General features: G+C 71.8%; 18 protein-coding genes. 12 read left to right on the top strand and 6 right to left on the bottom strand.

Translation table 11 applies throughout. The features are described from left to right. Positions 1-43 precede the first annotated feature (43 nt). Complete coding sequence (locus KVT44_RS03850; protein ID WP_217566096.1) at positions 44-973, top strand: aminoglycoside phosphotransferase family protein; 930 nt, start codon at positions 44-46, stop codon at positions 971-973. Positions 974-1,000: 27 nt separating this feature from the next. Here the strand turns inward: KVT44_RS03850 and treZ are convergent, their stop codons facing one another. Continuing rightward, complete coding sequence (gene treZ / locus KVT44_RS03845) at positions 1,001-2,746, bottom strand: malto-oligosyltrehalose trehalohydrolase (RefSeq protein WP_217566095.1); 1,746 nt, start codon at positions 2,744-2,746, stop codon at positions 1,001-1,003. Positions 2,747-3,015: 269 nt separating this feature from the next. Between treZ and KVT44_RS03840 the strand changes: the two genes are divergently transcribed. From KVT44_RS03840 to KVT44_RS03830, 3 genes are all read left to right on the top strand, one after another. Beyond that, entirely contained in the window at positions 3,016-3,567 is a 552-nt protein-coding gene (locus tag KVT44_RS03840) for a DUF1707 and FHA domain-containing protein (RefSeq protein ID WP_054236796.1), read from the top strand. A gap of 150 nt (positions 3,568-3,717) precedes the next feature. Beyond that, the gene (locus KVT44_RS03835) at positions 3,718-5,085 is read left to right on the top strand and encodes a M14 family zinc carboxypeptidase (RefSeq protein ID WP_217566094.1); all 1,368 of its coding nucleotides are present in this window, start codon (positions 3,718-3,720) and stop codon (positions 5,083-5,085) included. After that, a complete protein-coding gene (locus KVT44_RS03830; protein ID WP_099920145.1) occupies positions 5,082-5,498 on the top strand; it encodes an SSI family serine proteinase inhibitor in 417 nt (138 codons plus the stop codon). Before KVT44_RS03835 ends, KVT44_RS03830 begins: the two co-directional genes overlap by 4 nt. A gap of 157 nt (positions 5,499-5,655) precedes the next feature. Here KVT44_RS03830 and KVT44_RS03825 read toward each other — a convergent pair whose 3' ends face one another. Beyond that, positions 5,656-6,906 (bottom strand): M14 family zinc carboxypeptidase, encoded by a 1,251-nt coding sequence (locus KVT44_RS03825; RefSeq protein WP_099920144.1) that lies wholly within the window; start codon positions 6,904-6,906, stop codon positions 5,656-5,658. 404 nt (positions 6,907-7,310) lie between these two features. Between KVT44_RS03825 and KVT44_RS03820 the strand changes: the two genes are divergently transcribed. After that, positions 7,311-8,567, top strand: coding sequence for a cytochrome P450 (locus tag KVT44_RS03820; RefSeq protein WP_308313904.1), 1,257 nt, complete (start codon positions 7,311-7,313; stop codon positions 8,565-8,567). Here KVT44_RS03820 and treY read toward each other — a convergent pair. Together treY and glgX are read right to left on the bottom strand one after the other, a co-directional pair. Next, positions 8,527-10,932, bottom strand: coding sequence for a malto-oligosyltrehalose synthase (gene treY, locus KVT44_RS03815; protein ID WP_217566093.1), 2,406 nt, complete (start codon positions 10,930-10,932; stop codon positions 8,527-8,529). The two genes, KVT44_RS03820 and treY, sit on opposite strands and share 41 nt — an antisense overlap. A 60-nt stretch (positions 10,933-10,992) precedes the next feature. Next, the gene (glgX, locus tag KVT44_RS03810) at positions 10,993-13,101 is read right to left on the bottom strand and encodes a glycogen debranching protein GlgX (protein ID WP_190173011.1); all 2,109 of its coding nucleotides are present in this window, start codon (positions 13,099-13,101) and stop codon (positions 10,993-10,995) included. A gap of 178 nt (positions 13,102-13,279) precedes the next feature. Here glgX and KVT44_RS03805 point away from each other — a divergent pair, with 178 nt between their 5' ends. The 4 genes from KVT44_RS03805 (at position 13,280) to KVT44_RS03790 (ending at position 17,716) form a co-directional block, all read left to right on the top strand. Next, positions 13,280-14,095: a Tat pathway signal sequence domain protein gene (locus KVT44_RS03805; RefSeq protein WP_217566092.1), complete on the top strand. Its 816-nt coding sequence runs from the start codon at positions 13,280-13,282 to the stop codon at positions 14,093-14,095. A gap of 96 nt (positions 14,096-14,191) precedes the next feature. Further along, positions 14,192-15,511, top strand: a complete 1,320-nt coding sequence (locus tag KVT44_RS03800) for a copper amine oxidase (RefSeq protein ID WP_217566091.1) — start codon at positions 14,192-14,194, stop codon at positions 15,509-15,511. A gap of 113 nt (positions 15,512-15,624) precedes the next feature. Next, positions 15,625-16,863, top strand: a complete 1,239-nt coding sequence (locus KVT44_RS03795) for an SAV2148 family HEPN domain-containing protein (protein ID WP_190173009.1) — start codon at positions 15,625-15,627, stop codon at positions 16,861-16,863. Positions 16,864-16,993: 130 nt separating this feature from the next. After that, complete coding sequence (locus KVT44_RS03790) at positions 16,994-17,716, top strand: 3'-5' exonuclease (RefSeq protein WP_217566090.1); 723 nt, start codon at positions 16,994-16,996, stop codon at positions 17,714-17,716. A gap of 78 nt (positions 17,717-17,794) precedes the next feature. On the opposite strand, the gene KVT44_RS03785 is transcribed toward KVT44_RS03790, so the two are convergent. Next, a complete protein-coding gene (locus tag KVT44_RS03785; RefSeq protein WP_217566089.1) occupies positions 17,795-18,658 on the bottom strand; it encodes a phosphotransferase enzyme family protein in 864 nt (287 codons plus the stop codon). Positions 18,659-18,873: 215 nt separating this feature from the next. On the opposite strand from KVT44_RS03785, the gene KVT44_RS03780 reads away from it, so the two are divergent. After that, on the top strand, positions 18,874-19,809 hold the full coding sequence (locus KVT44_RS03780) for a carbohydrate ABC transporter permease (protein WP_217566088.1): 936 nt from the start codon (positions 18,874-18,876) through the stop codon (positions 19,807-19,809). Next, positions 19,806-20,639 carry a carbohydrate ABC transporter permease gene (locus KVT44_RS03775; RefSeq protein ID WP_217566087.1) on the top strand — a complete coding sequence of 278 codons (834 nt, stop codon included), beginning with the start codon at positions 19,806-19,808 and terminating at the stop codon, positions 20,637-20,639. The genes KVT44_RS03780 and KVT44_RS03775 overlap by 4 nt, the downstream gene beginning before the upstream one ends. Here KVT44_RS03775 and KVT44_RS03770 read toward each other — a convergent pair. Further along, on the bottom strand, positions 20,602-20,760 hold the full coding sequence (locus KVT44_RS03770; RefSeq protein WP_217566277.1) for a hypothetical protein: 159 nt from the start codon (positions 20,758-20,760) through the stop codon (positions 20,602-20,604). The genes KVT44_RS03775 and KVT44_RS03770 overlap by 38 nt on opposite strands. Between KVT44_RS03770 and KVT44_RS03765 the strand changes: the two genes are divergently transcribed. Continuing rightward, positions 20,714-22,018 carry a sugar ABC transporter substrate-binding protein gene (locus tag KVT44_RS03765; protein WP_217566086.1) on the top strand — a complete coding sequence of 435 codons (1,305 nt, stop codon included), beginning with the start codon at positions 20,714-20,716 and terminating at the stop codon, positions 22,016-22,018. The genes KVT44_RS03770 and KVT44_RS03765 overlap by 47 nt on opposite strands. The last annotated feature ends 39 nt before the right edge of the window (positions 22,019-22,057 follow it).

Genomic DNA, 22,057 nt, shown 5'->3' with positions numbered 1-22,057 from the left:
GGCCTCCCGGCAGTCCAAGGCCCCCGACGGCAACGGCGCGACCATGACCCAGGCACCGACACCGACCGCGGACACCGTCCGCCGACTGGTCCGTTCGCTGCTCGCCGACAGCGAGGCGGCGGGCGCGGGACCCGACGTCCGGCCCGTCACCGAGGGCGGTGAGCACTCCACCTGGTGGGTCGGCACCCGTCACGTGCTGCGGCTCGCCCCGGACCGTGAGACCGCCGTGCGCCGGCGCCGCGAGCTGCGGCTGCGCGACCTGGTCCGCCCGCTCGTCGGGGTCGCGGTGCCGACCAGCGTCGCGCACGGCGACTGGGCGGGCGGCCTGCCCTACACCCTGGACACCCGGCTTCCCGGCCGCTCGGGCGAGGCTCAGGACGTCTCCGCGGTCGGGGAGGCGGACCTCGCGGGACTGCTCACGGGGCTGCGCGAGGTGCCCGTACGGCAGGCCGAGGCGCTCGGGGTGCCACGGGTCGCGCCCCGCTCCCTGGAAGAGCTGCGGACAGCCGCGGAGCGGGCCGCCGAGGGGCTCGCCGCCGCCGACGAGTTCGACCCCGGACGCCTCGCCCAGCTCACCCAGCCCGCCGCCGGCCAGCTGGCCGCGCAGACCGCGGCCGCCGTCCTCGTCCACCACGACCTCAAGGGCGAACACCTGGTGGTGAGCGCCGACGGGCGGGTGCGCGGCGTCCTCGGCTGGGCCGAAGCGGTCCTCGGGGATCCCGCCGAGGACATCGCCGGGCTCGCGATCGCCGTCGGCGCCCCCGCCGCCGTACGCGCCGCCACCCTCGCCGACTACGGAGCCCGCCCCTGTCTGCGCGGCCTGTGGCTGTCCCGCTGCGACACGGTGATCCGCCTCGCCGAGCGCCTGCGGGGCCGCGGCGAAGGCCCGCTCCCGCTGTTGCGGACCCAACTGGGGCGCGCCTGGGAGCCGATCCTCCTCGAACGGGTCACGGAACTGCCGGGCGACGGCTGAGCCCGGGCGCGCGAAGCCGCCAGGCGCTCACGCCTGCGTCAGCACCACACACGACTCGCCGGGCACGCTCAACACCCCGTTCGCGTCCGGCGCCTCGACCGGTTCCCAGGCGGCCAGCACGCGCGCGTGGCGCAGCCCCAGCGGGATCGCGGCGGCCTCCTTGCCGAGGTTCACCGCCACCCGTACGTCCCCGCGCCGCAGGGCCAGCCAGCGGGCCTGGTCGTCGTAGGCGACCTTGACGGCGGCGAGATCGGGGTCCGCGAGGTCGGGCTGACGCCGGCGCAGGGCGATCAGGTCGCGGTACCAGGCCAGCACACGCGCGTGGAGTGCCTTTTCGGGTTCCGACCAGTCCAGGCAGGAGCGGTCGCGGGTCGCCGGGTCCTGCGGGTCGGGGACGTCCTCCTCGGCCCAGCCGTGGGCCGCGAACTCCCGCCGCCTGCCCCGCCGTACGGCCTGAGCGAGTTCGGGATCGGTGTGGTCGGTGAAGAACTGCCACGGGGTGCCCGCCGCCCACTCCTCGCCCATGAACAGCATCGGGGTGAAGGGCCCGGTGAGCGTCAGCGCGGCCGCGCAGGCCAGCAGGCCGGGGGAGAGGGACGCCGACAGCCGGTCCCCCTGGGCACGGTTGCCGATCTGGTCGTGGGTCTGGGAGTAGCCGAGCAGCCGGTGCGCCGAGACGCGCGTACGCTCCAGGGGGCGGCCGTGGCGGCGGCCGCGGAAGCTCGAGTACGTGCCGTCGTGGAAGAAGCCGGACGTCAACGTCTTCGCGAGCGCCGCGAACGGGGACCGCGCGAAGTCCGCGTAGTAGGCCTGCCCTTCACCGGTCAGCGCGGTGTGCAACGCGTGGTGGAAGTCGTCGTTCCACTGCGCGTGCAGCCCAAGACCGCCCTCCGCGCGCGCGGTGACGAGCCGCGGGTCGTTCAGATCCGACTCCGCGATCAGGAACAGCGGCCGACCCAGGTCGTCGGCGAGGGCGTCCACGGCCGTCGACAACTCCTCCAGGAAGTGCATCGCGCGGGTGTCCCGCAACGCGTGTACCGCGTCCAGGCGCAGCCCGTCCAGCCGGAAGTCCCGCAGCCAGGCCAGGGCGCTGTCGACGAGATACGCGCGCACCTCGTCCGAACCCGGTGCGTCCAGGTTCACCGCGGAGCCCCAGGGCGTCTGATGGGTGTCCGTGAAGTACGGCCCGAACGCGGGGAGGTGGTTCCCGGACGGGCCGAGGTGGTTGTGCACGACGTCGAGGACCACACCCAGGCCGAGTTCGTGCGCCCGGTCGACAAAACGCTTCAGTGCCTCCGGGCCCCCGTACGGCTCGTGCACGGCCCACAGGGAGACCCCCTCGTACCCCCAGCCGTGCCGCCCGGGGAACGGACACAGTGGCATCAACTCGACGTGGGTGACGCCCAGTTCCGCGAGGTGCTCCAGCCGCCCGGCGGCCGCGTCGAGCGTTCCTTCGGGGGTGTACGTCCCCACGTGCAGCTCGTAGAGGACCGCGCCCGGCAGCGGGCGCTCCGCCCACTCGGTGCGCCAGCCGTACCGGGCCTGGTCGACCACCGCGCTCAGTCCGTCCGGGCCGTCCGGCTGCCGCCGCGAACGAGGATCGGGCAGCACGGGGCCGTCGTCCACCGCGAACCCGTACCGCGTGCCGTCCTGCGCGTCCGCGTCGCCCGTCCACCATCCGGCGCGCTCCGGATCGCGCTCCAGCGCGCGTGTGGCGCCCGCGCAGTGGAGCGTCATCCGGTCGGCCTCCGGTGCCCACACCTCGAACCGCACAGACGGTTCCCCCTTGTCCGCTCTCCGTTGCCCGTTGCCCATTGCCTGTTGTCCGTTGTCCGCTCTTCGTGACAGAGCGCGACGTGAGTGACGCAACATGTCGTGACGTAGCACGTCCATGGTGCTTCACACGAGATCAATTCGCTTTCGAATCCACCCTTTTGCCGCGTGTTTGCCACGTGATGGACGCGTGGAACCCACCTGTCGGCGGCAGCGGCCCTTTCCGGGTCTTCTGGACACCCCGCTCCTACTGACCGACAATCACCTCCGTGACGTCGTCTTTCGAGTTCCACACGTACCCCGCGCGGCTGTCGGACGCGGAGCGCGACCGGGCGCTGAAGGCGCTCAGTGACGGCGTCGCCCTCGGGCGCCTCTCCCACGACACGTTCGTCCGCCGGATGGAACTGGCGCTCGCCGCCCGCCGCTCCGACGAGCTCGCCGTGCTCATCGCCGACCTGCCCACCGAGGGACGCTGGTCGAAACTGGTGTTCGGCACCGTCGAGGCGATCTCCGGCTTCACCGTACGACTGCGCAGGGCCTGGCAGGCCGAGCGGCTCCCCAAACTGCTGCTGCCCCACCCGGGCAACAACTACCCCCTGCGGATCGGCCGCGACCCCGCGAGCGGACTGCGGCTCAACCACGAGACGGTCTCCCGCGTCCACGCCGAACTGAGCCGCCAGGGCGGCCTGTGGGTGCTGCGCGACCTCGGCTCGACCAACGGGACGACCGTCAACGGACGGCGGGTGATCAGCGCCGCCGTCGTCAAAGAGGGTGACCAGATCAGCTTCGGACGCATGTCCTTCCGCCTCTCTTCCTCCTGAGCGACCGACCCGCACCCGCATGAGCCTTGGCCTCGGTTTCACTCAGCGATTTCCTTAAATTCCCTTACGTTCGACGGTGTTGACGTACCTCCACAGCCGTGACTGACTGTGCGTACACCATGTACATCAGGTGAATCGACGGCACCACATTTGTGGAGGTGTGCCCTGCCGCCACTCCTCCGCTACCCGACCGTGGACGAGCTGGGCGCCCGTGCGGCCGCGCTCGTCGCCCGCCGGCCGCGCGACGCCCGACTGCGCCGTGTGGGCACCTCACGGGCGGGTACCCCGCTGTGGCTGCTGTCCGTCGGACACGGCGGCCGCCAGGCCCTCGTCGTCGCGGGACCCCACGCCAACGAACCCGTGGGCGGTGCCACGGCCCTGCGCCTGGCCGAACGGGCGCTCGCCGACCCCCGGCTCCGCGAGGGCGCCGACGCCACCTGGAACCTGCTGCTCTGCCTCGACCCCGACGGCGCCCGCCGCAACGAGGCCTGGCTGTCCGGCCCGTACACCCTCGGCCACTACTTCCGGAACTTCTTTCGCCCCGGCTTCCTCGAACAGCCCGAGTGGCTGCCCGAGGGCGCGGCGGGCGTCACCCTCCCCGAGACCCGCGCCCTCCTCGACCTCCAGGACGAACTGCGGCCGGTCTTCCAGTGCTCCCTGCACGGCGTCGACGTCGGCGGCGCCTTCGTCGAACTGACCCGCGAGCTGCCCGGACTCGCCCAGCGCGTCGCCCACACCGCGGCCCGCCTCGGCATCCCGCGCGAACTCGGGCCCTACGACACCCTGTACTGGCCGAGGCTCGGCCCCGCCGTCTACCGCATCCCGCCGCCGCACCCCGGCGACCTGGCCGCCGCCATCACCGAGGCCGCCGTCGAGTCCACCTGGTTCCACCCGCACCGCTACGGCACCGTCACCGCCGTCGTCGAGGCCCCCATGTGGGGCGTGGCGGCCGTGGAGGACGCCACCCGGCCCACCGACGCCGACGCCGTGCTGCGCTCCGTCAGCCACACGCTGCGCCACGACACACGGCTCCTGGAAGGCATCCTCGGGCGGATCCGCCCCGGCCTCGACACCTCCCCGGACGCGGCCTGCCTCCTCGCACCCGTCGACGACTATTTACTCGTCGGCCCCGGCCTCGCCGACTCCTGGGACCCCGACGTGCACGACGCCGGGGCGCGCCCCCTGCCACCGCTCGACACGGCCCGCCTGACCGCCCTGCGCCTCGCCGGACGCCGGGTCGCCCTGCGCACGGCCGGGCTGCTGCACCAGCTCGTGACCGGCTCCGGGCGCGACCCGAGCGGGGCGCTGCCGGAGCTCGACCGGCTGATCGACGCATGGTGCGCCGACTACCGCGAGGGCTGCGGGGCGCGCTGGATCCCGGTCGCCCGCCAGGTCGAGTACCAGGCGCGCGTGGTGATCGCCGCGTTCGAACTCGCCGGGCGGTACTCGCCCGTGCGCTCCCATTCGGGTGAGACGGGGTGGGGTTCGCAGGCCGCGCTGCCGATGCACCGGGAATGACGAGAAACATCCACGCGGTACGCAACGCTCTCCTCGCGACCGTCGCCCTGCTCACCCTGGGCGCGACCCCGGCCCAGGCGACGTCCCACCAGGCGATCCCCGGCAACTGGCTCTACCTCACCCTCACCACCGGTGACGCCCACACCAGCAGCATCCGCGGCACGCTCCTGCTCTGCGACCCGCCCCAGGGGCACGCCCACGCGGCCGAGGCCTGCGCCGAACTCGCCACCGCCGGGGGAGACATCTCCCGGATCCCGCCCAGGCCCGACACCATCTGCTCGATGATCTACGGCCCGGTCACCGCCTCCGCGCGCGGGGAGTGGGAGGGGCGGCAGGTGACGTACTCGCACACATTCTCGAACTCGTGTGTGATGGGGGCTGAGACGGGGGCGGTGTTTGCGTTGTCGGGCTGAGGTGACGTCAGATGACAGATGACGATATCTGTCATCTGAAATCTGTCATCTGAAATCTGCCATCCGTCACGTGGGATCCGTCAGACGCGATCTGTCAGGCGCGATCCGTCATCCGACATCTGCTATCTGTCATCTGTCATCTGTCATCTGTCAGACGTCAAGCCGCGCCGTCCCGCGCATGCCGCGCCGCCGCGACCACCGTGCGGGACTGGTGCTCGACCTGGTGCTCCAGGGGAACCCAGCGGGCCCGGAAGCGTTCGGCGAAGGCGTCGCTCCACGCGGCGACCAGGCGCTCGAGGCGCGGCGCCGCCCGGTCGTCGGCCTCCTGGAGGACCCGCAGCAGCATCGCGGCGGCCCGCAAGGGGAGCCGGCGCCCGAACGCGTCGACACTGCCGACGTACGCCATCGTCGGATCGGCGGGCGGCGTCCGCACCCAGTCGTGGGCCAGGCCCGGCACCAGCTCCAGTGCCCACTTCGCGGCGCGCAGGAGGGGCCCGTCGGGGCCGGGGAGTCTCGGCAGGACCTCCGTGAGCACCGTCTGCACCTGGAGCGCGTCGCGCAGCAGCCGGTGTGCCAGGCGTCGCATCGCCGCATCCGGTGCGGGATGCGGCGCCGGGTCGTCCACGAGGTCGCTGGCCCACATCGGCACCTCGACGACCGCGGTCAGACCGCCGTACCGGTGAGTGTGGTACCAGGTGCTGTGCCGGGCGTCGTCGGGCATGCTCGGGTACGCCGCGTCCGAGCCCGGCGCCGGCATCACATGCACCCCGGGTCCGGAAGCGGGCCAGCCGGCGGCGTCGGAGGCGCCCGTCTCCACGGGGATGTGCAGTTCCGCCGCGGACTTGGCGAAGGGTTCGGCGAGGCCCGGGATGTCCTTGGTCAGCTGCACCCAGCTGCCGCCGAGATCGGTGCCGTGCAGGGTCACCTGGAGGTAGGGCCGCAGCTCGTCGATGACCCGGGTGAGGGCGCGGGTCTCCGGGGGCAGCCGGTCGGGCGGCAGGACGGAGGGCGACCACTCGGGCTGCTCGGGGCCGGCCGGACGGAAGAACCCGAGGTGGTAGTCGAACAGCGTGCGCGGGGCCGGTGTCACATGGAGGCTCGCGCCGTCCGGGTCCGCGCAGAGGAGGAAGTGCCAGGAGGTGTCGGCCCGCAACTCCCGCTCGTGCAGTACACGTTCGGCCAGGGCCTGGAGCGTCGAGCCGCCGGTCGGCTCGTTCGCGTGGGCGCCCGCTACGACGAGGACCGCGCGCTCGGCGTGACCGACGGACAGCAGATGGAGGGGTCTGCCCGCGCGCGAGACGCCGATCTGTCTGAGGGCGCACAGCCCGGGACGGTGAGCCGCCAACGTCCGAGCGGACGAGACGATTTCGGTCACACTGGGGTAGCGCAACTCCGGCAGGAGACTCACCCCCGACTTGTCCGCCCTGCGTCGCTTTCCGCAGTACTCCACGGTCTGGGGGAACTGTCAAGGAGAAGGAGGGGCAGCACCCCCGGGCGCCAGGTGGCAATGATCTCCGCCAGGACGGGCGGACGGCGCCCGAAGAGGCGTACGCGGCGCCGCTCGTGCAGGTCCGAGGGCCGGAGCCGACCTCGGGAGTCCCGGCGCGGCCCGCTCGTCGTCGCCCACCCCACACACCGTCGTCCGTCCGGTGCGAGCCCTGGGAGCGTGCGCGGTCGCCAGCCGGTCCCAGGGGCGAGCCTCGGCGTCACCCGTACGGGGGTACGAGGACTGCGGTCCGGGGGCCGCGGTGGTCCGCTGGGAACAACCACGTGCCGCTCCTCGGCGCGCAGACCCGAGGTGGGAGGCCCGCGGTGTTGTGTCCTCATGGCCTTCCCGCAGAAGGCGCTTCGATCGCGCCCACCGCTACGGTCCCGCCCGTCGCCCCCGTCGCCCCCGTCGCCCCCGTCGCCCCCGTCGCCCCCGTCGCCCCCGTCGCGCCGCTCGCGACCTCGACAGGCCCGCCCGTCGTACGACGGCTGCCCGACCCCCCGAGCCTGCTCACCCCCGGCATCGAACGCGACCCGTACCCCCTGTACCGCACCCTGCGCCAGAAGTTCCCGCTCGTGTACGACCGGCCGTTCGGCGCGTGGCTGGTCAGCCGGTACGCCGATGTACGCGCCGCCCTCGCCGACCCCCGGCTCGTCGCCGCGCCGCCCGGACGCACCCTGGCCCACCTGGAGGGCGGCACGCACAGCACGCACCGGGCGCTCGTCTCACCGGCGTTCCGCGGGCACGCCCTGACCGCGCTGACCGCCGGGGTCGAACGGACGGCGTACGTCCTCGCCCGCCGCCTCGCCGACCGCCAGGAGGCCGACCTCGTCGCCGAGTTCTGCCACTGGCTGCCCACCGCGGCGGCCGTCGCCGCGCTCGGACTGCCGTACGAGGACACCGCGCGCGTGCACGCCTGGTGCCGCACGGGCCTCGACCACCTCGGCGGCCACCACCCCGAGCTCGACGCCTTCCTGCTCCCGTACATCGCCCGTCGGCGCGCCCACCCGGGCGACGATCTGCTCTCCGCGCTGTGCACGGCGCGGGCGGACGGGCGCCCGCTGTCCGACGAGACCGTGGCGGGGATCGCCGGGACGCTCCTCGGCGCGGGCGGCGAGGCGACCGCGCACGCGCTGGCGTCGTTCCTCGCCAACCTCCTCGACCACCCCGGCCAGCTGGCGCTGGTCCGCGCCCGCCCCGAGCTGACGGCCGGGGCCTGGGCCGAGTCGCTGCGCCGCGATCCCCCGCTGCACATCGTGCTGCGCCGGGCCGTCGAGCCGATCGGCGCGGTACCCGTGGGCGCCACCGTGGCGTGTCTGCTGGGAGCCGCGGGCCGCGACCCGGCCCGGTTCGCCGACCCGGACCGCTACGACGTCTTCCGGCCCGACCCCGGGCAGCTCGCGTACGGTTCCGGACGGCACTTCTGCCCGGGCGCGTTGCTCGCCCGGCTCACCGCGGAACACGGCCTGCGCGCCCTGTTCGCAGCCCTCCCGGAGCTGCGCAGGTCCCCGGGCTTCCGCCCCGTCGCGGAGGGCCTGATCAGCCGCTCGCCCCGGAGCCTGCTGGTCCGTCTGCGCTGACCCGCTCCAGAAGGACCACCGGCAACGGCTCGAAAAGCTCCGCCACACGTGTGTGCCCCGCGAATTCCCGCTCCGGGGCGAGCACGTCCACCCACCGCCCCGCCGGGAGCCCGAGCCGGGTGTCGCGCCAGCCGCCCGCCTCCGCCAGGCGCAGCGAAAGCCGGGTGACGGCGGAAATCACCTCCCCGGAGCGGACGAACGCCGTGCAGTGCGCGGCGCCCGGCCCCTCCGCCGCCAGCGGCACGTACGTCGCCGCGTCGCCGAAGACCTCGGGGCGCCGCCCGCGCAGCCGCAGCGCCGCCGTGGTGAGCGCGGCCTTCGTCGAAGCCTGCTCCAGGGGCGCGAACGGCTCCCGGTTGTCCGGGTCCACCAGCGCCAGGTACTCGCCCTCGGTGCCCTGGTAGACGTCGGGCACCCCGGGCATCGTCAGCTGGACCAGAGCGGCCCCCAGGACGTTCGCCCGGACGTGCGGGGCGAGCGAGGCCCGGAAGTCCGCCACGTGCCGCCCGGGCGGCCCGCAGGGGCCCGCCGCGACGAAGGACGCCACCGACTCCTCGTACGCGGGGTTCTGCTCGGTCCAGGAGGTGTGCAGCCCTGCTTCCCGGACGTGCTTGAGCAGTGCCCCCTGGACGCGTTCCGCGTCGGCCGGACCCAGCCCGAACACCGTCTGCCACGCGGCCCACGCCGGCTGGGGGTCGGGTACGCCCGTCGTCCCCTCGCGGGTCACCTCGGCCAGCACGTCCGCCCACCGCTCGGGGCACTGGGTGAGCACCGAGAGGGCGGCGCGGACATCGGCGCTGCGTTTGGTGTCGTGGGTGGACAGGGCGGTGCCGGTGGCGGGCCAGTCGCGCTGCACGCGCGCGCAGTAGGCGTGGAAGTCCTCCGGGGACACGGCCGGAGCGCCCGGGTTGCCGCCCACCTCGTTGGCCGACAGCAGGGGCACATAGCGGTAGAACGCGGTGTCCTCCACGGACTTCGCCCGCAGCGCGGACGAGGTCTGCGCGAACCGGGCCCGGAACTCCGCGTGCTCGGGTCCGTCGCCGGCCCGCCCGAGCAGCAGGTCCCGCACGACGTCCACGGCGTGCGCCTCCTCCGGCACCGTGAAGACCGCCCGGGCCTCTTCGGCGGCCTCCTCCGTCACGACCAGGGAGGCGTCCGTGGACGGATACGGCCGGTACACCTCGACGCGTACCAGGAGCTCCCGCAGCGCGGTGCCCAGGGCCCACGGGGCGTGGTCGCGCGGTTCCGGGTCGGGGGAGGCGGCGCACAGCCGGCTCGCCACGCGCGTGAGGCGGTCGAACTCCGTGGCCAGCTCGTGCGTGATCACCTTGTACGCCGCCCGGCGCACCGTCGCCTCCCAGCGGCCGCCCCGATCGGCCTGGGGGGCCGCGAACCGCCGGTACTGGCCGAGGAGTTCCCCCGCGCCCGCCGGGTCCGTGAAGAGGCCGTCGACGTGCCGCAGGGCGTCGTAGCCCGTGGTGCCCGCGACGGGCCAGGCGGCGGGCAGCGGCTCGCCGTCCGCGAGGATCTTCTCGACCACAGTCCAGCGCCCGCCTGTCGCCTCGTGGAGGCGGCGCAGATAGGCGTCCGGGTCCGCCAGGCCGTCCGGGTGGTCGATGCGCAGTCCCTCGACCACACCCTCGTCCAGCAGCTCCAGGATCTTCGCGTGGGTCGCCGTGAACACCTCCGGGTCCTCGACGCGCACTCCGATGAGCTCCGAAATGCTGAAGAAGCGACGGTAGTTGAGGTCGGTGCGGGCCAGCCGCCACCAGGCCGGGCGGTACCACTGGGCGTCGAGGAGCTCCGGCAGCGGCAGCCCCGCGGTGCCCTCGCGCAGCGGAAACACGTGGTCGTAGTAGCGCAGTACGTCGCCGTCCACCTTCAGGTGGTCGATTTCCGCGCCGAGCCGGCCCCCGAGCACCGGCAGCAGCAGTCGGCCGCCCCCGGCGTCCCAGTCGATGTCGAACCAGCGCGCGTACGGCGACTCGGGGCCCTCGCGCAGCACCTCCCACAGGGCGTGGTTGTGGCGGGGGGCCATCGCCATGTGGTTCGGCACGATGTCCACGACCAGGCCGAGCCCGTGTTCCCGTGCCGTGCGGGCGAGGGCGCGCAGCCCGTCCTCGCCGCCCAGTTCACCCCGTACACGCGCGTGGTCCACCACGTCGTAGCCGTGCGTCGAGCCGGGGACCGACTCCAGGACCGGGGACAGGTGCAGATGGGAGACGCCGAGCGAGGCCAGGTACGGCACGGCGGCCTCGGCGGCCCCGAAGGGGAACTCCGGCTGCAGCTGGAGCCGGTAGGTGGCGGTGGGCGCAGCGGGTACCACCGGGGCCGGGATCTCCCGTTCGGGACGCTCAGGTGTCATGGAAACCTACGTACCCGCCTCGCCCTCTTTCGTGTCATCGACGTACGTCCGAATGACCGGCTACGCGGGCCGTTGCAGCACGGTCAGGCTCCGGTCGAGCAGGGTCAGCCGGTCGCCGGCCTGGACCTTCGCGCCCGTGCCCGCCGCCACCCCGTCCGGGAGAGCCGTGTCGACGACCACCTGCCATTGCCGCCCGTGGTTGACCGGAACCACGAACTCCAGGGGCTTGGGCGAGGCGTTGAACATCAGCAGGAAGGAGTCGTCGGCGATGTGCTCACCGCGCGGGCCCGGCTCGGAGATCGCGTTGCCGTTGAGGAAGACCGACAGCGCCTGCGCCTGCGTGGACCCCCAGTCGCGCTGGGTCATCTCGGTGCCCGCCGGGGTGAACCACGCGATGTCGGACAGCTCGTCGTGGGTGCCCTGGACGGGTCGGCCGTGGAAGAACCGGCGCCGTCGGAAGACCGGGTGGTCGCGGCGCAGCCACACCATCGCGCGCGTGAATGCCAGCAGCTCGCCGTCGTCCTCGGGCCACGGCACCCAGGCCAGCTCGCTGTCCTGGCAGTAGGCGTTGTTGTTGCCGTTCTGGGTGCGCGCGAACTCGTCGCCGTGGCTGAGCATAGGCACGCCCTGGGAGAGCATCAGCGTCGCGATGAAGTTGCGCTTCTGACGGGCCCGCAGCGCGAGTACGGCCGCGTCGTCGGTGTCGCCCTCGGCGCCGCAGTTCCAGGACCGGTTGTGGCTCTCGCCGTCGCGGTTGTCCTCGCCGTTGGCCTGGTTGTGCTTGTTGTTGTAGGAGACGAGGTCGTTGAGCGTGAACCCGTCGTGGCAGGTGACGAAGTTGATCGAGGCGAGCGGACGGCGGCCGTCGTCCTGGTAGAGGTCGGAGGAGCCGGTCAGCCGGGAGGCGAACTCCGCCAGCGTGCGCGGCTCGCCGCGCCACAGGTCCCGTACGGTGTCGCGGTACTTGCCGTTCCACTCGGTCCACAGTGGCGGGAAGTTGCCCACCTGGTAGCCGCCCTCGCCGACGTCCCAGGGCTCGGCGATCAGCTTCACCTGGGAGACCACCGGATCCTGTTGGACCAGATCGAAGAACGACGACAGCCGGTCCACCTCGTGGAACTGGCGGGCCAGCGTGGCCGCGAGGTCGAAGCGGAAGCCGTCGACGTGCATCTCGGTGACCCAGTAGCGCAGCGAGTCCATGATCAGCTGGAGCACGTGCGGGGAGCGCATGAGGAGCGAGTTGCCGGTCCCCGTGGTGTCCATGTAGTAGCGGGGGTCGTCCGCGAGGCGGTAGTACGAGGCGTTGTCGAGGCCCCTGAAGGACAGCGTCGGGCCCAGATGGTTGCCCTCGGCGGTGTGGTTGTAGACCACGTCCAGGATGACCTCGATCCCGGCCTCGTGCAGCGCCCGGACCGCGGACTTGAACTCCAGGACCTGCTGGCCGCGGTCGCCCCAGGACGCGTAGGTGTTGTGCGGGGCGAAGAAGCCGATCGTGTTGTAGCCCCAGTAGTTGTTGAGGCCCATCTCCACCAGCCGGTGGTCGTTCACGAACTGGTGTACGGGCATCAGCTCCAGCGCCGTGACACCCAGCTCCGTCAGGTGTTCGATGATCGCCGGGTGGGCGAGTGCCGCGTAGGTGCCGCGCAGTTCCTCGGGCAGCGCCGGATGCTGCATCGTCAGGCCCTTCACATGGGCCTCGTAGATCACCGTGTGGTGGTACTCGGTGCGCGGGCGCCGGTCGTCGCCCCAGTCGAAGTAGGGGTTGACCACGACCGAGGTCATGGTGTGCGGCGCCGAGTCCAGGTCGTTGCGCTTGTCGGGCGCCCCGAACGGATAGCCGTACACCTCCTCGCCCCACTTGACCGAGCCACTGATCGCACGCGCGTACGGATCAAGCAGCAGCTTCGCGGAGTTGACGCGCTGTCCGCGCTCGGGCGCGTACCGTCCGTGCACCCGGAAGCCGTACCGCTGCCCGGGCATGATCCCCGGCAGATACGCGTGCCGTACGAACGCGTCGCTCTCGCGCAGTTCCACCGCCGTCTCCGAGCCGTCGTCCTGCAGCAGACACAGCTCGATCCGGTCGGCGGCCTCCGAGAAGACCGCGAAATTGGTACCGGCGCCGTCGTACGTGGCACCGAGTGGATATGCCTCTCCAGGCCAGACCTGCATGGATATGACTCTTCCAGTAGTGCCGCGCCCCTGGGGGCAACTCGGAGTCGAGTCTCCCCGAAACTGAGGGAACCTCCTATGACTTATGTCCCTCTTACCCGCTGACCAGGCATACGTCGTATGCCGAACCAGTGGGGCTCAGATCACTCCTGGAGAAACAGAGGGAGTAGGGGGAAATGTGCGCAAGATAGTGCACCGCCATCTGGGAAAGGTGGTGGCGGGTGCGGCCGTCGCGGTGGCCGGGACGGCCGTGATGGTCGGGATCACCCTTCCGGGCTCGGCGGGGGCCGATGAGAGCTCGGGCGGCCTGCGCGGCGGCAGCCAGGCCGCACAGCAGGCGGGACAGGGACAGGGGCAGACGGCCGTCGAGCCCGGTGTCGTCGAGCGGGCCCCGGCCGAGGGCGACAAGGGCACCGGTCGTGACCCGCTGACCGACGACGAGACCAAGCGGGTCGAACAGATCGCGCTGAACCGGCAGTTGTTGACCTTCGGTGAGAACGTCGAGGGGCAGCGCGGCCCGCAGCGCATCGGTGTCGACCTCGCCGACCCGGAGGAGAACGAACTCGACGACCCGAACGCGCCGCGCCGCGCCGACGTCACGTTCTACGACTACAAGGACGACACGCTCGTCACCAAGACGGTCAACCTCGGCAGCGGGAAGGTCGAGCGGACGGACACCCAGCACGGTGTCCAGCCGCCCATCAGCCGCGACGAGATGGTCGAGGCCGCGAAACTGCTGATCGCCGACCCGCTCGGCGCGGGCCTGCGGGCCGACTACAAGGACGCCACCGGCAAGGAACTCACCTCGCCCGACCAGCTGACGCTGAACAGCATGGTCTACCGGGCGACCTCGGGCGCCCAGCCCGCCCTCCTCGCGAAGTGCGGCGAGCACCGCTGCGTGAGGCTGTTCCCGAAGGTCAGGAACGGGTCCTGGATCGATGCCCGTCAACTGGTGATCGATCTGAGCGCTCGCAAGGTCGGCAAGCTCGGCTGAGCCGCGACCGACGCGCTCCCGGCGGCTGAGCCGCCTCCGTTCACTTTTCCAACTCACCTCCTTCTTTCGCATGCTTTCGCAAGGAGTCTCTTCGTCATGCGCGTGAACAGAATCAGTCGTGCCCGCAGCCGGACGGCGGTCGGTCTCTCGGTGGCCGCACTCGCCGTCGGCGCGACGACGGCCGCGGGTCCGGCCGTCGCCCAGCCCAAGGCCGCGCCCGCGGCGGCCCCGAGCTGCAGCGCGGCGTACAAGATCGAGCAGAAGCTCTCCACCGGCACCACCTGGCGCATGTGCTGGCACTACGAGAGCGAGGCCGGGCTCGTCCTGGAGAACATCTCGTACCAGCCCAAGGGCGAGGCCCAGCCGATCAAGGTCCTCACCAGTGCCAAGCTCGGCCAGATCCACGTCCCCTACGACGACGGCAAGGCCGAGTACGACGACCTCACGGGCGCCGGCTTCGGCCAGGGCCTGATGAAGATGGCGCCCGGCGAGTGTCCCGGCGGCACCATCAAGACCGTGAAGATCCCCAACGCCTGGGACCCGCAGCACCCGAACGTCAACGGCCTGTGCACCACCACCCGTTCGCGCGGCCACGCCTACCGCATGGAGGCCGACACCGGCAACAAGGTCTTCCAGACCCAGGGCAAGGACCTGCTGATCTACACCGTCAACAAGGTCGGCTGGTACGAGTACATCAGCGAGTGGCGCTTCCAGGACGACGGCACCATCAGCATGAACATCGGGGCCACCGGCAGCCTCTCGCCCGGCGACTACGACGCGGGCGACGGCCGCGGCTGGCCCATCGGCAAGGGCGCCAAGGCCTACGCCACCAGCCACAGCCACAACGTCTTCTGGCGGCTGGACTTCGGCCTCGACGGCTCCTCCAAGAACAAGGTCGAGCAGTACGACTCCGTGGTCAGCCCGCCCCGCAACGGCAACGAGGGCCCGACCAACAAGACCACCCTCACCAAGGTCACCAAGGAACTCGCGGGCGACGCCCAGAACATGCGCTGGTGGCGCGTCGTCAGCGACACCGGCAAGAACAAGGACAACCACGCCCGCAGCTACGAGATCGTCCCGGGTGCCACCACCAAGTACCTCGGCCGCCCCTTCACCAAGCACGACGTGTACTTCACCGAGTACAAGAAGTGCGAGCAGTTCGCCACCAACAACCTGCTCAACTGCGGCGTCGGAGCGGGCAAGTCCGTCGACAAGTACGTCAACGGACAGACGCTCACCCACCCCATCGTGTGGGTCAACGTGGGCTTCCACCACATAGCGCGCGACGAGGACCAGCAGCCCATGCCCGTCCACTGGCAGGGCTTTTCCATCGCCCCGCGCGACGTCACCGCTATGAATCCGCTCACTCCGCCGGAGCTCGCCGACCAGAACGGACATGTGGAAAACGGTAGTTGAGAAACGACCTGTCCATCGGGCTGCACCGCCCGCCGCTCCCGGAGTACCCTTCCTTGATCGTTGAGTGGGGCTGACCCACGGAAGAGCTCGGGGGAGCGGAAGGCGGTGCGCGGGTGGGCTCGGGAGGGCTGGAGTTGCCTCCTGGTGACGAGGGTCACGAGGGGAACTCCACAGATGTCCCACCCGGCGCGGTGTCCCTGGCACGGCCGATGGAGATGGGATCCATTGGACCGGAACTGGACTGGGGCGCCGACGCCTGGCGTGAGGTGCGTACGCGCGCCCAGCGAGCCGGCCGTGCCTACATCTGGCTGAACCTGGTCGAACAGCGGCTGCGCGCGGTCGTGGCCGCTGTTCTGCGTCCCATCTACGAACCCGTCCACGGCGACGACTGGGTGGTCGCCGCCGCCGGCCCCGCCGGGCAGGAGTGGGTGCAGCGCGCGGTCGCCGTCCGCGAAGTCAGCCGCCGCAAGGGCTACCTGCTCGACCCGGCGGACGACAACGTGCTCAGCTTCCTCACCCTGCCGCAGCTGCGCGAGCTGATGGTGCAGCACTGGCCGTGCTTCGAGCCCTACTTCGACGAGCGCCGGGACGTCGAACTCGCGCTGGACGAACTGGAAGTCACCCGGAACGTGGTCTCCCGCAACCGCGCCCTGTCCGAGGCGGTCCTGGGACAGGCCGAGCGCGCCGCGGCCAAGCTCCTGGAGATCCTCGGCGCCGGCAGCGACGTGCCCTCCGCGCGCCGGCTGCCCGTCGACGCCGTCGAGGACCTGGTCGGCGACCGGTACGCGGACGTGGTCGGCGTGCACTCCGACCGGGTGCGGCTGCTGCGCCAGTTCCCCGCCGAGGACCTCTTCGGCGGCGCCCGCCGCCTCGACGCCATCGGCATCGGCCTGAACCTGCTGGTGCAGAACTTCTCCGGGCGGCGGCTCGTACGCCTCGCCGAGACGGGCTGCCGGGTGCGGCTGCTCTTCCTGAACCCGGCATCCAGCGCGGTCAAGCGGCGCGAGCGCGAACTCGGCCTCAAGCGGGGCGAGTTGAGCCGGGCCGTGGAGATGAACATCCTGCACATGCGGCGGGTGCGGGCCCGGCTGCGCGACCCCGGCGCGTTCGAGATCCAGGTGTACGACGAGACGCCGCGCTTCACGGCGTACCTCGTCGACGGGGACGGCTCCGACGGCATCGCGATCGTGCAGTCGTATCTGCGCCGCGCCCGCGGCATGGAGGCACCAGTGCTGGTCCTGCGCGGCGGCGGCCGGGTGGTCAAACCAGACGAGATCGGCGAAGAGGGCCTCTTTCCGACATATCGCGAGGAGTTCGAGGTGGCCTGGGCGGATTCGCGCCCGGTGTCCTGAAGTGTCGCCCCGACCGGGGTCGTGACGTGGTGTCCGGCGCGGGAAGCGGAACGCGGTCCTCGGACTGTCAGTGGCTCGTGCGATCGTGGAGACCACTGGGGGAAAGCACCACGAAGAAGGGGGGCCGCCCATGGGCTGGCACCGGGAGCTGCTGATCGGCTTCGACCTGGAGACGACCGGGACCGATCCGCGCGAGGCGCGCATCGTCACGGGTGCCGTGATCGAGGTCAAGGACGGAGAGCCGATAGGGCGCCGTGAGTGGCTGGCCGATCCGGGCGTGGAGATTCCGGCGGACGCGGTGGCGGTGCACGGGATTTCGAACGAGCGGGCGGCAGCGGAGGGCAGGCCCGCCGACCAGGTCGCCGACGCGATCGCCGGCGTCCTCACCGGGTACTGGAAGAGCGGCGTCCCGGTCGTGGCGTACAACGCGGCCTTCGACCTGACCCTGCTCTCCGCCGAACTGCGCAGGTACGGGCTGCCGTCGTTGCGCGAGCGGCTCGGCGGGACCGACCCCGCCCCGGTCGTCGACCCGTACACGATCGACCGCTCCGTCGACCGCTACCGCCGAGGCAAGCGCAACCTCGAAGCGGTCTGCACGGAGTACGGCGTGTCGCTGGACTCCGCCCACGACGCCTCGGCCGACGCCCTCGCCGCGGCCCGGCTCGCCCGTGCGATAGCCGACCGCCACCCGAAGGTCGCGGGCCTCGGCCCGGCGGAGCTGCACCGCCGGCAGATCGAGTGGTACGCCGAGTGGGCGGCCGACTTCCAGAGCTTCCTGCGCCGCAAGGGGGAGACGGACGCGGTGGTCGACGGGACATGGCCGATGCGGGATCTGGCGGACCAGAAGGTCTGACCGGACCCGCGCCGGACCGGACCCGCGCCGGACGGCCCCGCACTGCCCGGGGAGCCCGGAAAGGTCAGCCGGGAAGCGTCAGAACGGGTACCAGCGCACGGTCTCGTCCCCGTCCCGCAGCGACGCCACCCGTCGCTCGAACTCGGCCAGGGCCTTCGGGTTGCTCGGCGCGTGCTGGGCCACCCAGGCGCAGCTGGCGGTCTCGCGGGCGCCCCGGAGCACGGAGCAGCCCTCCCACGCGCGCACATCCCAGCCGTAGGCCTCGGTGAAGGAGTCGTACGCCTCGGCGGGCAGCCCGTAGCGGTCGCGGGAGAGGGCCATGACCACCAGGTCGTGCTCGCGCAGATCGGCGGAGAACGTCTCCAGGTCGACCAGGACCGGGCCGTCGGGACCCACGTGCACATTGCGGGGCAGCGCGTCGCCATGGATCGGGCCCGGCGCGAGACGCGGGGTGAGCGCGGCCGCGGCGTCCGCGAAGCCGTCGCGCCGCGCCCGCAGAAATGCCGCGTCCGCGGGGTCGATCGCCTCGCCCGCGAGCCGCAGCCAGCGCTCCACCCCGCCCAGCAGCTCGCGGGGCGGCAGGGGGAAGGAGGGGGAGGGCAGCGCGTGCACCACCCGTAGCAGTTCGGCCAAATCCCGCGGCTCGGCGGGGCGTACGGGATCGGGCAGCCGGTGCCACACCGTCACCGGGTGGCCGTCCACCAGCAGAGCCTCGGTCTCGGCCGCCCGCACCGCGGGAACGCCCGCCTCGGCGAGCCACGCGGCGATGTCCAGTTCCCGCCGGGCGCGGTCGAGGAGTTCGGCATCGCGTCCCACCTTGACCACCAGGTCACCGGCGGCGAACACCGCGTTCTCGCCCAGGGCGAGGAGCGTCGCGTCCCGCGCCGGCCCGGGCAGCACCTCGGCCGCGGCCAGTACGTCCCGCGCCCGTGCCTCGTCCATCCTTCGCCTCCGTGTCCTCGCGCACAGCCCGTGCACGACCCTCGTGTACGGCCTTCGGGTAAGGCGTCGCGTTCCCGCCATCCGTCGGCCAGTGTCGCATTCGCACAGGTCGGACCGCGTGCGCGGTGTCTTGACGACCTCCGTCTCCGTCAGGACCATGACGGGGGCCGCCGGGACGGCCAGACCGCCACGAGTCGCGCAAAGGAGCCGATTCCATGACATTGGCGAGCGCGACCAGGCGGCCGGCGACGCGCACCCCCGACGCGGGCGGGAGGCGGCGCCCCGTCGATCACGGGGCCTGGTTCCTGGTGCTGCCCGCGCTGATCCCGATCCTGGTGCTCAGCGTCGGACCGCTGCTCTACGGGATCGCGCTGGCGTTCACCGACGCGCAGTCGGGCCGGACCGCGCCCACACAGTGGATCGGGGCGCTCAACTTCCAGGACCTGCTGCACGACACCCTGTTCTGGGACTCGTTCCGGATCGGACTGCTGTGGGCGGTCGGAGTGACCGTGCCGCAGTTCCTCCTCGCCCTGGGCCTCGCGCTTCTTCTCGACCAGGACCTCCGCCTCCGTCCGCTCGCCCGCGCCCTCGCGATCATTCCCTGGGCCATGCCCGAGGTCGTCGTCGGCATCATGTGGCGGCTCGTCTACAACCCCGACGCGGGCATCCTCAACGAGACCCTGCGCGACCTCGGCCTCGGCGACGGCCACGACTGGCTGAGCGGTCTCGGCACCGCCCTGCCCGCGGTGATCGTCGTCGGCGTCTGGGCGGGCATGCCGCAGACCACGGTCGCGCTCCTGGCAGGGCTGCAGAACACCCCGCGCGAACTCCACGAGGCGGCCGCGATGGACGGCGCGGGCGCCTGGCGCCGCTTCCTGACCGTCACCTGGCCCGCCCTGAGACCGATCGCCCTGGCCATCACGGCGCTGAACTTTATTTGGAACTTCAATTCCTTCGCCCTGGTCTATGTGCTGACCAACGGCGGACCCGGCGGCCGGACCCGGCTCCCCATGCTCTTCGCCTACGAAGAGGCCTTCCGCTACGGGCAGTTCGGCTACGCGGCGGCCATGGGCTGCGTGATGGTCGCGGTCATCTCGGTGCTGCTCGCGATCCGGCTGGCAGGCCGGCTGAAGGGAGACGAGGACGCGTGAAGACCCGCAAAGGGGCCCGCGCGGGCCAGTACCTCGCCCTGCTCGGCTATCTCGTCTTCCTGGCCTTCCCCTTCCTCTGGCTGATCTCCACCGCGTTCAAACCGGCCCGCGAGCTGGCCAGTCTCCACCCCACCTGGATCCCCCGGAGCCCCACCCTCGCCAACTTCCGCCAGGCCTTCGACGAGCAGCCCCTGCTGCACGCCGCGCTCAACTCGCTGCTCGCGGCCCTCGGAGCGGCGGTCGTCGCCGTACTGATCGCGACCCCCATGGCCTACGTCATGGCGCGCCACCGCACCCCGATAGCGAAGGCCGCCACGGGGTGGGTCGTGGTCAGCCAGGCGTTCCCGTTCGTGCTCGTGATCATCCCGCTGTTCCTGGTCCTGAAGAACCTGCGGCTGATCGACTCCTTGCCCGGGCTGATCATGGTGTACGTGGTGTGGGCGCTGCCGTTCGCGCTGTGGATGCTGGTGGGGTACGTACGGGCCGTGCCCGCCGAGCTGGAGGAGGCCGCGGCGGTCGACGGCGCGGGAAGGACGCGGACGCTCGTCTCCGTCACCGCTCCGCTGCTCGCGCCCGGCATCGTGGCGACGGCGCTGTTCGCGTTCATCAGCGCGTGGAACGAGTTCTTCTTCGCGCTCGTGCTGCTCAAGACCCCGGAGAAGCAGACCCTCCCGGTCGTCCTCACGCACTTCATCGGGGCGGAGGGGGTCGCGGACCTCGGCCCGCTCGCCGCGGCGGCGACCCTCGCGACGCTGCCGTCCCTGGTCGTCTTCGCGATCATCCAGAAGCGGATCACGGGCGGCATGCTCGCCGGGGCGGTGAAGAGCTGATGCGCGGGAAACCGATCCGCAGGAAGCCGATCTGCAGGAAGCCAATGCGCAGGAAACCAATGCGCAGGAAGCCGATGCGTGGGAAGCCGGTGCGCGCGAGAGGATGCGTCGCGCTGGTCATGGGGCTGCTGCTCCTGCTGGGCACGGGCTGCTCCGGTGGCGGCGGCGGATCGCAGGGCGGCCGGATCACCCTGCGCTTCCAGTCGCTGGCCTGGCAGCAGGAGTCCGTCGCCGCGAACAAGGCGCTGGTGAAGGAGTGGAACGCCACCCATCCGGACGTCAAGGTCGAGTACGTCCAGGGCAGTTGGGACAGCGTCCACGACCAGCTGCTCACCTCCTTCGAGGGCGGCGAGGCGCCGGACATCATCCACGACGCCTCGGACGACCTCGCGGACTTCGCCTACGGCGGCTATCTCGCCGATCTGCGCACGCTGCTGCCCGCGCGGCTCAAGTCCGACATCCCGCAGCACAGTTGGGACACCACGACCTTCGGGGACGGGGTCTACGGCGTGCCCTTCCTCCAGGAGCCACGCGTCCTGATCGCCAACGCGGGATGGCTGAAGGCCTCCGGCGCCCGCATTCCGACGCCCGAACGGCCGTGGACCTGGGACGAGTTCCGTGCGATCGCGAAGCGGCTGAGCGGCAAGGGCAGGTACGGCGTCGCCTGGCCGCTCAGGGAACCCGTCTCGGCGACGCTCAACCTCTCCCTCTCCACCGGCGGACAGCTGTTCCACCGGGGCGCCGACGGCAAGGTGACCGTCCGCTTCGACGCGGCCGACGCGGTGGTGCCGCGGACCGTGCACGACGAGGTGAACACGGACCGGAGCGCCTCCAGCGCCACGCTCGGCATGGGCGGCTCCGACACGCTGCCCGGCTTCTTCGGCGGGAAGTACGCGATGGTGCCGCTCGGGTTCTCCTACCGCCAGCAGATCGTGCAGCAGGCGCCGAAGGGCTTCGACTGGCAGGTGCTGCCCGCCCCGGCCGGTGCGGACGGGCTCACCCAGGGCGTCAGCCCGCAGACCCTGTCCATCGCCGCCGACAGCCCGCACAAGAAGGAGGCCGCCGCGTTCATCGACTTCCTGCTCCGGTCAAAGAACATGGTCCGCCTCGCCCTCGGCGACTGGATGCTGCCCACGGGGACCGAGGCGCTCAAGGACCCCGCCCTGCACACCGCCAAGGACGGCTGGGCGACCGGCGCCGCCCTCGCCTCCCACCTCCGCCCGGCCCCCGCCCAGTCGGTGCGCGGCTATCCCGAGTGGAAGGACAAGGTGGCGACCCCCGCGTTCCAGGAGTACTACAGCGGGGCGATCGGGTTCGCCGAGCTGAGAAAGCGGCTGGTGAGGGACGGGAACCTGGTACTGGCCCGCTATCAGAGGTGACAAAAACAGGTTGGACGAGACGTCTCGTCTTGTCTAGGG

Origin of the sequence: Streptomyces sp. GbtcB7 (assembly GCF_019091445.1) — a bacterium.
Taxonomy (GTDB): Bacteria; Actinomycetota; Actinomycetes; order Streptomycetales; family Streptomycetaceae; genus Streptomyces; species Streptomyces mirabilis.
This window is presented reverse-complemented; position numbering and strand designations above follow the sequence as displayed.

Coding starts and splice junctions, on each gene's coding strand:
- KVT44_RS03850 (WP_217566096.1), top strand. CDS start 44: ATGACCCAGGCACCGACACCGACCGCGGACACCGTCCGCCGACTGGTC.
- KVT44_RS03830 (WP_099920145.1), top strand. CDS start 5,082: ATGACGAGAAACATCCACGCGGTACGCAACGCTCTCCTCGCGACCGTC.
- treY (WP_217566093.1), bottom strand. CDS start 10,932: ATGACACCTGAGCGTCCCGAACGGGAGATCCCGGCCCCGGTGGTACCC.
- glgX (WP_190173011.1), bottom strand. CDS start 13,101: ATGCAGGTCTGGCCTGGAGAGGCATATCCACTCGGTGCCACGTACGAC.
- KVT44_RS03800 (WP_217566091.1), top strand. CDS start 14,192: ATGCGCGTGAACAGAATCAGTCGTGCCCGCAGCCGGACGGCGGTCGGT.
- KVT44_RS03790 (WP_217566090.1), top strand. CDS start 16,994: ATGGGCTGGCACCGGGAGCTGCTGATCGGCTTCGACCTGGAGACGACC.
- KVT44_RS03785 (WP_217566089.1), bottom strand. CDS start 18,658: ATGGACGAGGCACGGGCGCGGGACGTACTGGCCGCGGCCGAGGTGCTG.
- KVT44_RS03780 (WP_217566088.1), top strand. CDS start 18,874: ATGACATTGGCGAGCGCGACCAGGCGGCCGGCGACGCGCACCCCCGAC.
- KVT44_RS03765 (WP_217566086.1), top strand. CDS start 20,714: ATGCGTGGGAAGCCGGTGCGCGCGAGAGGATGCGTCGCGCTGGTCATG.
- KVT44_RS03770 (WP_217566277.1), bottom strand. CDS start 20,760: ATGACCAGCGCGACGCATCCTCTCGCGCGCACCGGCTTCCCACGCATC.